The organism is Xenorhabdus bharatensis, assembly GCF_037996705.1.
Taxonomy (GTDB): Bacteria; Pseudomonadota; Gammaproteobacteria; order Enterobacterales; family Enterobacteriaceae; genus Xenorhabdus; species Xenorhabdus bharatensis.
Genome location: NZ_JBBMXG010000005.1, coordinates 222,393 through 235,626 on the forward strand (window position 1 = coordinate 222,393; position 13,234 = coordinate 235,626).

Consider the following 13,234-nt stretch of genomic DNA (forward strand, 5'->3'; position numbering starts at 1 on the left):
AAATACCCTTCATAGGGTATTTTTGTTATTAGACGACAAAGTAACTGATTAGATCAGAAAATCTTCCAGACTTTTGCCTTCTTCTTCAATTGCTTTTTTGATTACTGCTGGGGTACGGCCTTGGCCAGTCCAGGTTTTAGTTTCGCCTTCGTCAAGATATGAATATTTAGCCGGGCGAGTAGCACGCTTAGATTTACCAGAAGCTTTACCACTTAAAGCGTCTACTAAATCGCTTAATTCAATACCGTCTTTTTCCAGCATTTCACGGTATTCTTGAAGTTTACGAGTGCGCTCTTCTATTTGAGCACGCGCCTGGCTTTCTTCATCACGACGTTCTTCAACAACAATCGTCAGTTTTTCCAACATTTCTTCTAAAGTAGCAAGTTCACATTCTCTTGCTTGTGCGCGCAAAGTACGGATGTTATTTAGGGATTTTAAATTTTCGCTCATTGTCCTGGTCTCAAATTATAATGATGATGGCTGATGTATGGATAATAATAGAATGCTATTTTATTTTCTGCAATAGTGAATTTACTTTCTAAGGCTAAAAGATCCATTTTTAAAATGCAATTTTTTTGATAATCGATATATTGTGTTTTAATTCTACTATTGGATTTATCATTTCTCGATAACGGTTAGACGTAGATTACTCAGAGCTGCTCAAGGATTAACTTAGACATATAAAACTAATTTATAGTCAATCTGTAAGATATGCTAACTATTCATCTGAAAATAAGTTGGTTTTCAAGTGTGAGATGAAATTTTTTTTATGGGTAATCCACTGGTTATGATTATAGCGATGTGGAACGAGTAAAAGTAAACCGTTTTGATTATTAATATGCAAATTGTGGAATATAAAATCGATATTTACTTCTGATATTAATTTTGTTCATTTGTCATTCAGTAAGCGCTTATCGTGCTGATTTTATATGCACAAATGTGATAGCTATCATAAAAATATTTCTTTTACTTTCATTCCGTTTTTCTTTCATACTCCATTTGGCCAATAACAAAGGATAACCTTGAGTTAAGTTTGTGGTAAACTTGCGGGGATATATTGCTTGGTTAAATTTGACTAGAGGACGGAAGGGCCAATGGCTCAGCTTTATTTTTATTATTCTGCTATGAACGCAGGGAAATCAACTTCATTATTACAGTCTTCCTATAACTATAACGAAAGAGGAATGAGGACGTTGATTTTTACAGCAGAAATAGATACACGATTTGGAAAAGGGAAGGTCAGTTCCCGTATTGGGCTATCTGCGGATGCCTTACTGTTTTCACCAGGCATTAATATTGCTGAGCTCATCAGACGTGAGAATGATGCAGAAAAGATTCATTGTATTTTGATTGATGAGTGTCAGTTTTTAACAAAAGAACATGTTGAGCAGCTTTGTGAAATTGTTGATTACGATGATATTCCCGTTCTCTGTTATGGATTAAGAACAGATTTTCAGGGCGAATTATTTAAAGGCAGCCAATATCTTCTTGCCTGGGCAGATAAATTAGTTGAATTGAAAACAATTTGCCATTGTGGAAGAAAAGCAAGCCGTGTACTGCGTTTTGGTAGCGATGGGAATGTTGTTTATGATGGGGCACAGGTTGATATTGGTGGTAACGAAAAATATGTCTCAGTGTGCCGCAGGCACTATTATGATGTCATTCATGAAGCTAAAGCCAAAAAAAGCTGAACAGGTATAGCCCGTGTGTATGGGTAATACGATTAAGTTAGAAAAATGAATTAATAAAAAGGCATCGGATATACTCTGATGCCTTTTAGATTACATTAGTTTATTATTTCTTATTATTTTTCAACTTTTTCGCCTTCCTGTGATATGGGCGATTCTGTAAATTTACGGCCATAGAAGGAATCCAGTAACAATTGTTTTAACTCACTAATTAACGGGTAACGAGGGTTAGCACCGGTACATTGATCATCAAAGGAATCTTCTGCGAGTTTATCAATTTTTGCCAGGAAATCACTTTCCTGAACCCCGGTTGCACGGATTGAGTCTGGAATATTAAGTTGAGATTTTAATTCTTCTAGCCATGCCAGCAATTTTTCAATTTTAGTCGCAGTGCGGTCGCCTGCTTGACTTAATCCTAAATGTTCTGCGATTTCAGCGTAACGGCGTCTTGCTTGAGGGCGGTCATATTGACTGAATGCAGTCTGTTTGGTCGGATTATCATTGGCGTTATAGCGTATTACATTACAGATAAGCAGGGCATTTGCTAATCCGTGTGGAATATGGAATTCAGAACCCAGCTTGTGAGCCATAGAATGACAGACACCTAAAAAGGCATTGGCAAAAGCGATCCCGGCGATAGTTGCAGCATTATGGACACGTTCACGGGCCACTGGGTTCTGGGCACCTTGCTGATAGCTGGCAGGGAGAAAATCTTTCAGTAATTTGAGCGCTTGTAAAGCCTGTCCATCAGAGTATTCATTGGCTAAAACAGAAACATAAGCTTCCAGTGCATGGGTTACAGCATCTAAGCCACCATAAGCACATAATGATTTGGGCATATCCATGACAAGGTTTGCATCAACGATAGCCATATCTGGTGTTAGTGCATAATCTGCCAATGGATATTTCTGACCGGTGATATCATCAGTCACAACAGCAAACGGTGTGACTTCTGATCCCGTGCCAGAGGTGGTTGTAATCGCGACCATTTTTGCCTTTATGCCCATTTTAGGGAATTTATAGATACGTTTCCGGATATCCATAAAGCGTAATGCCAATTCTTCAAAATGAGTTTCAGGATGTTCATACATTACCCACATGATTTTGGCTGCATCCATCGGTGAACCACCACCGAGAGCTATAATGATATCTGGTTTGAACAAACGCATTTGTTCAGCACCTTTTCGGACAATACTTAAAGTAGGGTCAGCTTCAACTTCAAAAAATACTTCTGTTTCTACATTATGAGATTTTAAAACTCTGATGACTTGATCGACATAACCATTATTAAATAAGAAAGAATCTGTCACGATAAAGGCGCGTTTGGCCCCATCTGTTGCCACTTCTTCCAGAGCAACCGGTAATGAGCCACGACGGAAATAGATAGATTTAGGGATTTTATGCCACAGCATATTTTCAGCTCTTTTCGCGACAGTTTTGGTATTGATCAAATGTTTTGGTCCGACGTTCTCTGAAATTGAGTTTCCGCCCCAAGAGCCGCATCCGAGCGTCAGGGAAGGGGAAAGTTTAAAGTTGTAAAGATCACCAATACCACCCTGAGATGCCGGAGTATTAATTAAAATACGTGCCGTTTTCATTTTATCGCCGAAATATTTAATACGAGCAGCTTGGTTGTCTTGGTCGATATACAGTGAAGAGGTGTGACCAATCCCCCCCATTTCAACTAATTTTTCTGCTTTTCCGACAGCATCTTCAAAATCTTTTCCACGATACATGGCTAATAAAGGCGATAATTTTTCATGGGCGAATGGCTCTTTTTCATCCACGATTGTCACTTCACCAATAAGAATTTTTGTATTTTCAGGAACGCTGATACCTGCCATTTCTGCTATTTTGATGGCGGGCTGACCGACAATTTCGGCATTCAGGTTGCCATTTTTCAAAATAATATTTTGAACTGCCTTCAGTTCTTTCCCTTGTAGAATATAACCGCCATGACTAGAAAAACGTTCACGGACTTGTTTATAAACGCTATCAACCACAATAACGGATTGTTCGGAAGCACATATCACACCGTTATCGAAAGTTTTGGACATTAAAATCGATGCAACTGCCCGTTTGATGTCAGCAGATTCATCTATCACAACAGGGGTATTACCTGCTCCAACGCCGATAGCGGGTTTACCTGAGCTATAGGCGGCCTTTACCATTCCGGGGCCGCCTGTTGCCAGAATGAGATTAATATCAGGGTGGTGCATCAATGCATTTGAGAGTTCAACAGAAGGTTCATCTATCCAACCGATAATGTCTTTTGGTGCCCCAGCAGCGACAGCCGCTTGTAAAACGATTTCGGCTGCTTTATTTGTGGCATTTTTGGCTCGTGGGTGTGGCGAAAAAATAATACCGTTACGGGTTTTCAGGCTGATAAGCGCCTTGAAAATGGCGGTTGAAGTTGGGTTGGTTGTCGGAACAATACCACAGATAATACCGACAGGTTCCGCAATCGTGATCGTACCGAAAGTATCATCCTCAGATAAAATTCCACAGGTTTTATCATCTTTATAGGCGTTATAAATGTATTCAGAAGCAAAGTGGTTTTTGATGACTTTATCTTCTACAACACCCATTCCCGATTCAGAGACAGCTAATTTTGCCAGCGGGATACGGGCATCAGCAGCAGCAAAAGCAGCAGCACGAAATATTTGGTCAACCTGTTCCTGTGAAAAGCTGGCAAATTCTCGTTGAGCTTTTTTCACACGAGCAACTAATTCGTTCAGTTCAGCAACCTGAGTGACAGCCATAAAGATTACTCCTAATAAAAGTTAAATTTTTTCAGGGAATTGGCAGTTCGATTATTGTACTGAAAGTCATGTCGTGAAATTCTCTACTGACATACTCACACAAATAGTGCCAATTACCTTAAAAAACTTTAATAATTCATATTGTTAAAAACAGCTTATGTATTTTTTCTAAGAAGGACTTTTGAACACAGCTTATCATCGGATGGTTTTTGAATAGTGATTTAGATCATGGAAACAGCAAGCTGATAGCATTCAGCTAATAGTTTTTTGATAATGATTATCAAAAAACTATTAGAGAATATTTTAAATATTTATTTAACTTTTACGGTATTATTTGTTAAATAAATTTTAGTAATATATTTTATGATAAAATAAGTGAAAAATAATTAACAGACATCCAATAAAGAGTATGGTTAGTTAATAAAATCCTTTCTATTTTCTACTAGAAATCTCCTCATTATTTATTTAAGTGTTTGTTTTTTTGGGTTGAGCAATACTGTTTTTTACACCTACATTTCATACCACAACCGTCTATTACTGGATGTTGTTGCAATATTTTGTGATGAGGACGGTCTTTTAATCTGTGATGATTGCATTTTGTTAAAATAATGTTTATTTTCTTTTTTTGTTTGAATCTTAGTGTGATTCGATTGATAAAATCAAATGAGAAAAATTATTTTTATCAAAGTGTTATTGATTTCTCTGTTTACATCTTATATCTAAGAACAAACAATTACTTTAATGATTTAATAAACATATTATAAAAAATAGTATAACAAACTTGGTGTGGGTTGAATTTTAGACATATAAATTATATTTATTTAATAAAATAGGTTATCGGGATTGTTAGATTAAAAAACGATTAATTTGCTGTTTATCACTTGGAGAGAATAATGAGAAAAACACCATCAAAGTTGAGTCAGTTGATTTCTTCTATCGTTTTATTATCGTTTCCCATAGCGCAAGGGATGGCGGCGAAAGTTCCCGCGGGGGTAGTGTTAGCAGAAAAACAGGAAGTTACCATTAATAATGGTGTTGAGGTGGTATCACTAGATCCTCATGTCGTTGAAGGTGGTCCAGAAACCAATGTTATTCGTAACTTATTTGAAGGGTTGGTGACTACTGATTTTAATGGCGAAACTGTGCCGGGAGTAGCCGAAAAATGGGAAAATGAAGGCTATCAGGTATGGACCTTTCATCTACGTAAAGATGCTAAATGGAGTGATGGCAAACCAGTCACAGCACAGGATTTTGTCTATAGCTGGCGTCGGCTTTCTGATCCAAAAGTAGGCTCCCCTTATGCCAGTTATTTGCAATATACCTATATATTAAACGCAGATAATGTCTTACAAGGAACAAAATCGCCTGAACAGCTGGGTGTAAAGGCGCTGGATGATCAGCGTTTTCAGGTAACACTCAGTCGCCCTGTTCCTTATCTTATTAACATGTTAAGCCATACTCCACTGAAACCTGTGCGGCAGGATGTTGTAGAAAAATTTGGCATTAAATGGACTTCCCCAGAAAATTTTATTGGCAATGGATCTTATATATTAAAGGAGTGGGTTATTAATGAGCGAATGGTTTTAACACGCAACCCACATTACTGGAATAATAAAGAATCTATTATCGAAAAAGGTATTTTATTACCTATTGTTTCAGGTGTTAGTGATGTAAACCGCTATCGTAGTGGGGAAGTGGATATTACTAATGATGCTATTCCGCCAGAACTCTATCGGAAAATGAAACAAGATATTCCCGAGCAACTTCGAACAGTACCTTTTTTATGCACATTTTATTACGAAATTAATCACAAAAATCCGTTATTTAAAGATAAACGAGTGCGTGAAGCCATTAAACTCAGCCTTGACAGAGATATTGTCACTGAAAAGATTATGGGGCAGGGGCAAATTCCGGCATACGGCTTCACTCCTACCTTTATTGGTGGTGGCCTGACTTTTAATCCAGAATGGGCTAGTTGGACACAGGAACAGCGTAATCAACGGGCAAGAGAATTATTAAAAGAAGCGGGCTTTGATGCCAGTAATCCACTCAAATTCAGCCTGCTCTATAACACTTCAGAACAAAACAAACAGCAGGCTATTGCCGCTGCATCCATGTGGCAAAAGAATATTGGTGCAAAAGTCACGTTACAAAATCAGGAATGGAAAACGTCATTGCAAAATCGTCATCAGGGAAATTATGACATAGTAAGAGCAACATGGTGCGGCGATTATAATGAACCTTCATCCTTCCTAAATTATTACTTATCAGATAGCAGTAATAATACGTCATTTTATAACAGTGAAGCCTTTGATAATTACCTCAATCAGGCTCTGACAGCCAAAGATGAAAAAAACCGTAAAGAGTTTTATCAGAAGGCGGAAGCTCATCTTGATGCTGATTCAGGAACAATTCCTGTGTATTACCGGGTTTCTACACGTCTGATTCGCCCGACTGTCGGTGGCATGACAGGAAAGGATCCTCTCGATTATGTTGATCTTAAGAATTTATATATTCAGAAATTAGATAACTGATTGTTATTAAAAATATTCTATTGCTGTAAATAAAACGATTCCTTTTGGAATGCAGAAAATAATTAGCCCTGAAAATGGGAGGCTTTTACGAAAGCCAGATGAATCAATAGGAGTAATAAGAAGATGGTAAACACAACAAGAAAGAAGATTGCTGCTGGCGTTGCAGTAGCATTAAGCATGATGATCGGAGCACAGGCATTTGCAGCGGAGGTTCCTGCGGGAGTACAGCTGGCAGAAAAACAAACGCTGGTGCGCAACAATGGTTCTGAACCACAATCACTGGATCCCCATAAAATAGAAGGCGTACCGGAATCAAATATTGCCCGTGATTTGTTTGAAACGCTGGTAATTAATGATCCTGATGGCAACATTATTCCCGGTGTTGCGGAAAGTTGGGAACACAGCCCGGATTTTAAAACTTGGACATTCCATTTCCGTAAAGATGCTAAATGGTCAAATGGTGATCCTGTCACTGCACCGGATTTTGTTTATAGTTGGCAACGGGCAGTCGATCCAAATACAGCATCCCCTTATGCCAGTTATATGCAATATGCCCATCTTCTTAATGTTGATGACATCATTAAAGGTAAGAAAAAACCAGAAACATTGGGAGTTAAGGCACTAGATGACTACACATTCCAATTAACACTCAGTGAACCAGTACCTTATTTAGTCCGATTAATGGTTCACACATCGACTTCGCCAGTCCATCGTGCGACGGTTGAAAAATATGGGGAAAGATGGACGCAACCACAGAATTTTGTCGGCAACGGTGCATATAAAGTGAAAAGCTGGGTGATTAACGAACGCCTTGTTTTCGAACGTAACCCGATGTATTGGGATAATAAAAATACCGTTATTGATCAAACCATTGTTTTACCTATATCTTCTGAAGTTACTGATGTTAATCGTTATCGCGCTGGCGAAATCGAGATGACTTATACCAATTTACCTGTCGAATTATTTCAAAAACTAAAAAAAGAGATCCCTGAACAATTGCGTTTTAGCCCGAAATTATGCACTTACTACTATGAAATAAATAACGAAAGACCACCATTTAATGATGTTCGGGTACGTACTGCTCTAAAATTGGGTATGGATAGTGAGCTGATGACTCATAAGGTGAAAAATCAGGGAGATGTAACAGCTTATGGTTATACCCCACCTTATATTGCTGATTTTAAAGATGTAAAACCGGATTGGTATACTAAATTAACTCAGCAACAACGTAATGAAGAAGCAAAAAAACTTCTGGCAGAAGCCGGGTTTACCAAAGATAATCCGTTAAAAGTTAAGCTACTTTATAATACTTCCGATCTGCATAAAAAATTAGCGATTGCTGCCGCCTCCATCTGGAAGAAGAATATCGGAGTTGAAGTTTCTCTCGAAAATCAGGAATGGAAAACCTTCCTGGACTCCCGTCATCAGGCCAATTACGACGTCGCCCGAGCTGGCTGGTGTGCTGATTATAACGAAGCCTCTACCTTCCTGAATCCGATGTTATCTGATAGCAGCAACAATACCGCACATTATAAGAGCAAAGAATTTGATGCTTTAATGAAACAATCACTGCAAGCTAAGACAGATGAAGAGCGCGCCGAAATTTATACTAAGGCGAATGCACAATTGGATAAAGATTCTGCTGTTGTACCTCTCTTTTACTATACAAACTCTTTTTTATTGAAACCTTACGTAGGTGGTTATACCGGCAAAGATCCGCTGGATAATTTCCATACCAAAAATCTTTATATTATCAAACATTAGGAATCAGCAGGTGGTTTAAGTTATAAACCACCTGTGTATCAGATAATTAATGACCACGGTTTGGTCAGACAATAGGAACGGGCAATGCTGAAATTTATTTTACGCCGTTGTTTAGAGGCGATCCCGACACTTTTCATTCTTATTACCATTTCGTTTTTCATGATGCGTCTTGCACCGGGCAGCCCATTTACCGGAGAAAGAAAACTCCCGCCTGAAGTGATGGCGAATATCGAAGCGAAATACCATCTAAATGATCCTATCTATAAACAATATTTCAATTACTTGATTCAACTTTCGAAAGGGGACTTTGGCCCTTCATTTAAATATAAGGACTACAGTGTAAATGATTTGGTAGCAGAGGCGTTGCCCGTTTCTGCTAAATTAGGTGCTGCTGCCTTTATTATGGCAGTGATATTTGGTGTCAGTGCGGGGGTCATTGCGGCACTGAATCAAAATACAAAATGGGATTACACGGTCATGGGGTTTGCCATGACAGGGGTTGTTATCCCCAGTTTTGTCGTCGCTCCCTTATTGGTTCTGATATTCGCAATTACATTAAAATGGTTGCCGGGAGGCGGCTGGAATGGTGGGGCGCCTAAATATATGCTCTTGCCGATGGTTGCGTTATCCCTTTCTTATATTGCCAGTATTTCCCGTATCACTCGCGGCTCCATGATTGAAGTTCTGCATTCCAACTTTATCCGAACAGCAAGAGCCAAAGGGCTGCCATTACGCAAGATTATTTTCCGCCATGCACTGAAACCAGCTTTACTTCCTGTCATTTCCTATATGGGGCCCGCCTTTGTCGGCATTATTACCGGCTCAATGGTTATTGAAACCATCTTCGGTTTGCCCGGTCTGGGGCAATTGTTCGTTAATGGTGCTTTAAACCGTGACTATTCATTGGTGCTCAGCCTGACGATTCTGGTGGGTGGGTTAACCATTATGTTTAACGCTATCGTTGATGTGTTGTATGCCGTCATCGATCCGAAAATCCGTTACTAAGACTGGAGCACGCAATGTTACTGAATAAGAAAAATAGCGAAGCTCTGGAAAATTTTTCTGAGCAGCTGGAAATTGAAGGCCGCAGTTTGTGGCAGGATGCACGTCGTCGTTTTATTCATAATAAAGCAGCAATTACAAGTTTATGTGTATTATTTGTCATCACATTGTTTGTCATTTTAGCGCCTATGTTGTCTCAGTATACCTACGATGATACTGACTGGAACATGATGACCATGCCCCCTGATTTTGAATCACACCATTATTTTGGTACCGATTCATCAGGCCGTGATTTGTTAGTCCGTGTTGCTATTGGTGGGCGTATTTCACTTATGGTTGGGATAGCCGCGGCGCTGATTGCTGTGATATTCGGCACATTATATGGTGCTATGTCAGGCTATCTTGGTGGTAAAGTCGATATGGTCATGATGCGCCTGTTGGAAATTCTGAACTCCTTCCCATTTATGTTCTTCGTCATCCTGTTAGTGACTTTTTTTGGACAAAACATTCTGCTGATCTTTGTTGCGATAGGCATGGTGTCATGGCTGGACATGGCGCGTATAGTCCGGGGGCAGACATTGAGCCTCAAACGCAAGGAATTCATTGAAGCTGCACTGGTGTGTGGTGTATCCAGCCGGAACATTGTTCTGCGCCATATCGTACCGAATGTGTTGGGTGTGGTGGTGGTTTATGCTTCATTGTTGGTGCCAAGCATGATCCTGTTTGAATCTTTCCTGAGCTTTCTTGGCTTGGGAACGCAAGAGCCGCTCAGTAGTTGGGGGGCATTATTAAGCGATGGTGCCAACTCAATGGAAGTGGCTCCGTGGTTACTCCTGTTTCCTGCGGGCTTTCTGGTGTTAACCCTGTTTTGTTTTAACTTTATTGGTGACGGCCTGCGAGATGCCCTCGACCCTAAAGACCGTTAAGGAGAGCCTATGAATAGCGTAGAAACAATAAAACATGCTAAAAGCGCTGAATCACTATTAACGGTGAAAGATTTAAATGTGGTATTCAGTACGCCTGATGGCAACGTAACAGCAGTGAATAAACTAAATTTTGACTTACAGGCCGGAGAAACACTGGGTATTGTTGGTGAATCCGGCTCAGGTAAATCTCAGACAGCCTTTGCACTAATGGGGTTACTGGCCAGTAATGGTAATGTTAGTGGTTCTGCAGTTTTTAACGGGCGTGAAATTCTTAACCTGCACGAAAAAGCGTTGAATAAAATGCGGGCGGAAGAAATCTCAATGATCTTCCAAGACCCGATGACATCTCTTAACCCTTATATGCGTGTAGGCGAGCAACTTATCGAAGTGCTGATGCTACATAAAAATATGAGCAAAAGTGAGGCCTTTGAAGAATCTGTTCGGATGCTGGATGCTGTTAAGATGCCTGAAGCCCGTAAGCGGATGAAAATGTTCCCGCATGAATTTTCTGGCGGAATGCGTCAGCGCGTCATGATAGCAATGGCATTATTGTGCCAACCTAAATTATTGATTGCAGATGAACCGACGACTGCACTGGATGTCACTGTTCAGGCACAAATCATGACATTGCTGAATGAACTTAAAAAAGAACTGAATACCGCCATTATTATGATCACCCATGACTTGGGCGTTGTTGCTGGTATTTGTGATAAGGTATTGGTTATGTATGCAGGCAGAACGATGGAATATGGTACTGCCCGCGACATATTTTACCACCCGACACACCCTTATTCGATTGGCTTGCTTAATGCTGTTCCGCGGTTGGATGGCGATGAAGAATCTTTGGCTACAATTCAGGGTAACCCACCAAACTTACTGCGCTTACCAAAGGGTTGCCCATTTCAGCCTCGTTGTCAGTTTGCTACTGAACATTGTGTGAGTGAAGAACCCCCGCTGGAACTATTTAATCCCGGACGCTTGCGTGCCTGCTTCAGACGTCAGGAGGAATTAGTATGAATACAGTTACTGAAAAAAAAGTCCTTCTGGAAGTGGATGATCTGAAAGTTTACTTTGATATCAAAGATGGTAAGCAGTGGTTTTGGCAGCCTTCTAAAGAACTGAAAGCCGTAGATGGTGTTACCCTGAGATTATACGAAGGGGAAACTCTGGGTGTAGTGGGGGAATCCGGTTGTGGTAAATCAACACTTGCCAGAGCAATTATTGGATTAGTCAAAGCGTCAGGTGGTTCAGTAACCTGGCTTGGTCAGAATCTCTTTGATCTCAATGACAGACAGTGGCGGGATATTCGCAATGATATCCAGATGATTTTTCAGGATCCTTTGGCCTCTCTTAACCCGCGAATGACTATCGGTGACATCATCGCCGAGCCACTGAAAACGTATTATCCCAAAATGAAAGATGCGGAGATAAAAGAAAAAGTCAAAAAAATGATGATGAAGGTGGGTTTATTACCGAACCTGATTAACCGTTATCCTCATGAATTTTCAGGGGGGCAGTGCCAGCGTATCGGAATTGCCCGTGCCTTGATATTGGAACCTAAACTGATTATCTGCGACGAACCTGTTTCTGCGCTGGATGTTTCTATTCAGGCTCAGGTTGTAAACTTGTTGCAGGATTTGCAACGAGAAATGGGGCTTTCCCTGATTTTTATCGCTCACGATCTTTCGATAGTGAAGCATATTTCCGATCGCGTATTGGTTATGTATCTGGGGAACGCAGTTGAATTGGGGACTTATGATGAGGTTTATCACAATCCTCTGCATCCCTATACCCGTGCATTGATGTCAGCAGTACCGATTCCTGACCCTGATAAAGAGCGCTACAAACAAATTGAATTGTTGGAAGGGGAACTGCCTTCACCCATCAATCCGCCATCCGGATGTGTATTCCGTACTCGCTGCCCATTGGCAGACGCGGAATGCGCCAAAACCCGGCCATTGCTAGAAGGTAGCTTTAAACATGCCGTTTCTTGTTTGAAGGTTGATCCGCTGTAGAACCCAACATCACAAAAAATAGATAAATAATACCGCTCGCATTTATGCGAGCGGATTTTGCTTATTTTTGGTGGAAATATCCTGTGAAACAATTTTGGCAGGTAATTGGAAAATCAGCATTCTGAAACGTTGAAACGAAATAAGAGTTTTTCATTTTGAGGTCAATGCCATTAGTTTATGTAAGTCTATCTTTCCGTTTGCTGTCATAGGAAGGTTATCAATGATAAAAAGACGGGGCAGCATGTATGTAGGTAAATACTCAGCCAATTCTTGTGCTAGTTGTTTTCGGTTGAACGTATCTTGTGAGCGAGGGATAACAAAGGCGGCAAGAAAATCATCTTCACCTTCATTTTTCACTGCGCAGACTTTGGCTAAGAGAATTTCTTTGCTGTTTAAAATCCGAGCTTCTATTTCTTCCAATTCGATACGATGACCGCATATTTTTACCTGATTGTCGATGCGACCTGAAAACATGAAAGCACCATCGTCACGTTGCCAGCACAAATCACCAGTCTTATAAAGGCGCATTGGCTGAGGATAACC

The 13,234-nt window shown here is 40.2% G+C and carries 10 protein-coding genes; 7 read left to right on the plus strand and 3 right to left on the minus strand.

What is annotated here, in order from left to right:
- Positions 1-48: 48 nt before the first annotated feature.
- Positions 49-450, minus strand: a complete 402-nt coding sequence (hns, locus tag AAC855_RS07130) for a histone-like nucleoid-structuring protein H-NS (RefSeq protein WP_340608910.1) — start codon at positions 448-450, stop codon at positions 49-51.
- 644 nt (positions 451-1,094) lie between these two features.
- On the opposite strand from hns, the gene AAC855_RS07135 reads away from it, so the two are divergent.
- Positions 1,095-1,691, plus strand: coding sequence for a thymidine kinase (locus tag AAC855_RS07135; protein WP_340608911.1), 597 nt, complete (start codon positions 1,095-1,097; stop codon positions 1,689-1,691).
- A gap of 113 nt (positions 1,692-1,804) precedes the next feature.
- Here the strand turns inward: AAC855_RS07135 and adhE are convergent, their stop codons facing one another.
- Positions 1,805-4,450, minus strand: a complete 2,646-nt coding sequence (gene adhE / locus AAC855_RS07140; protein WP_340608912.1) for a bifunctional acetaldehyde-CoA/alcohol dehydrogenase — start codon at positions 4,448-4,450, stop codon at positions 1,805-1,807.
- Positions 4,451-5,343: 893 nt separating this feature from the next.
- Here adhE and AAC855_RS07145 point away from each other — a divergent pair.
- The 6 genes from AAC855_RS07145 (at position 5,344) to oppF (ending at position 12,691) form a co-directional block, all read left to right on the plus strand.
- Entirely contained in the window at positions 5,344-6,984 is a 1,641-nt protein-coding gene (locus tag AAC855_RS07145) for an ABC transporter substrate-binding protein (protein WP_340608913.1), read from the plus strand.
- Between the two features lie 123 nt (positions 6,985-7,107).
- Entirely contained in the window at positions 7,108-8,748 is a 1,641-nt protein-coding gene (gene oppA, locus AAC855_RS07150) for an oligopeptide ABC transporter substrate-binding protein OppA (RefSeq protein WP_340608914.1), read from the plus strand.
- An 84-nt stretch (positions 8,749-8,832) separates the two neighbouring features.
- Positions 8,833-9,753, plus strand: coding sequence for an oligopeptide ABC transporter permease OppB (gene oppB, locus AAC855_RS07155; RefSeq protein ID WP_086953278.1), 921 nt, complete (start codon positions 8,833-8,835; stop codon positions 9,751-9,753).
- A 14-nt stretch (positions 9,754-9,767) separates the two neighbouring features.
- Positions 9,768-10,676, plus strand: coding sequence for an oligopeptide ABC transporter permease OppC (oppC, locus tag AAC855_RS07160; RefSeq protein ID WP_340608915.1), 909 nt, complete (start codon positions 9,768-9,770; stop codon positions 10,674-10,676).
- Between the two features lie 9 nt (positions 10,677-10,685).
- On the plus strand, positions 10,686-11,693 hold the full coding sequence (oppD, locus tag AAC855_RS07165; RefSeq protein WP_340608916.1) for an ABC transporter ATP-binding protein: 1,008 nt from the start codon (positions 10,686-10,688) through the stop codon (positions 11,691-11,693).
- Positions 11,690-12,691 carry a murein tripeptide/oligopeptide ABC transporter ATP binding protein OppF gene (gene oppF / locus AAC855_RS07170; RefSeq protein WP_340608917.1) on the plus strand — a complete coding sequence of 334 codons (1,002 nt, stop codon included), beginning with the start codon at positions 11,690-11,692 and terminating at the stop codon, positions 12,689-12,691. Before oppD ends, oppF begins: the two co-directional genes overlap by 4 nt.
- A gap of 150 nt (positions 12,692-12,841) precedes the next feature.
- Here oppF and AAC855_RS07175 read toward each other — a convergent pair whose 3' ends face one another.
- Complete coding sequence (locus AAC855_RS07175; RefSeq protein WP_340608918.1) at positions 12,842-13,165, minus strand: AMP-binding enzyme; 324 nt, start codon at positions 13,163-13,165, stop codon at positions 12,842-12,844.
- Between the last annotated feature and the right edge of the window lie 69 nt (positions 13,166-13,234).

Bases quoted from the DNA above. Each gene is read 5' to 3' on its own strand.
- hns (WP_340608910.1), bottom strand. From the start codon at position 450: ATGAGCGAAAATTTAAAATCCCTAAATAACATCCGTACTTTGCGCGCA.
- AAC855_RS07135 (WP_340608911.1), top strand. From the start codon at position 1,095: ATGGCTCAGCTTTATTTTTATTATTCTGCTATGAACGCAGGGAAATCA.
- adhE (WP_340608912.1), bottom strand. From the start codon at position 4,450: ATGGCTGTCACTCAGGTTGCTGAACTGAACGAATTAGTTGCTCGTGTG.
- AAC855_RS07145 (WP_340608913.1), top strand. From the start codon at position 5,344: ATGAGAAAAACACCATCAAAGTTGAGTCAGTTGATTTCTTCTATCGTT.
- oppA (WP_340608914.1), top strand. From the start codon at position 7,108: ATGGTAAACACAACAAGAAAGAAGATTGCTGCTGGCGTTGCAGTAGCA.
- oppB (WP_086953278.1), top strand. From the start codon at position 8,833: ATGCTGAAATTTATTTTACGCCGTTGTTTAGAGGCGATCCCGACACTT.
- oppC (WP_340608915.1), top strand. From the start codon at position 9,768: ATGTTACTGAATAAGAAAAATAGCGAAGCTCTGGAAAATTTTTCTGAG.
- oppD (WP_340608916.1), top strand. From the start codon at position 10,686: ATGAATAGCGTAGAAACAATAAAACATGCTAAAAGCGCTGAATCACTA.
- oppF (WP_340608917.1), top strand. From the start codon at position 11,690: ATGAATACAGTTACTGAAAAAAAAGTCCTTCTGGAAGTGGATGATCTG.
- AAC855_RS07175 (WP_340608918.1), bottom strand. From the start codon at position 13,165: ATGTTTTCAGGTCGCATCGACAATCAGGTAAAAATATGCGGTCATCGT.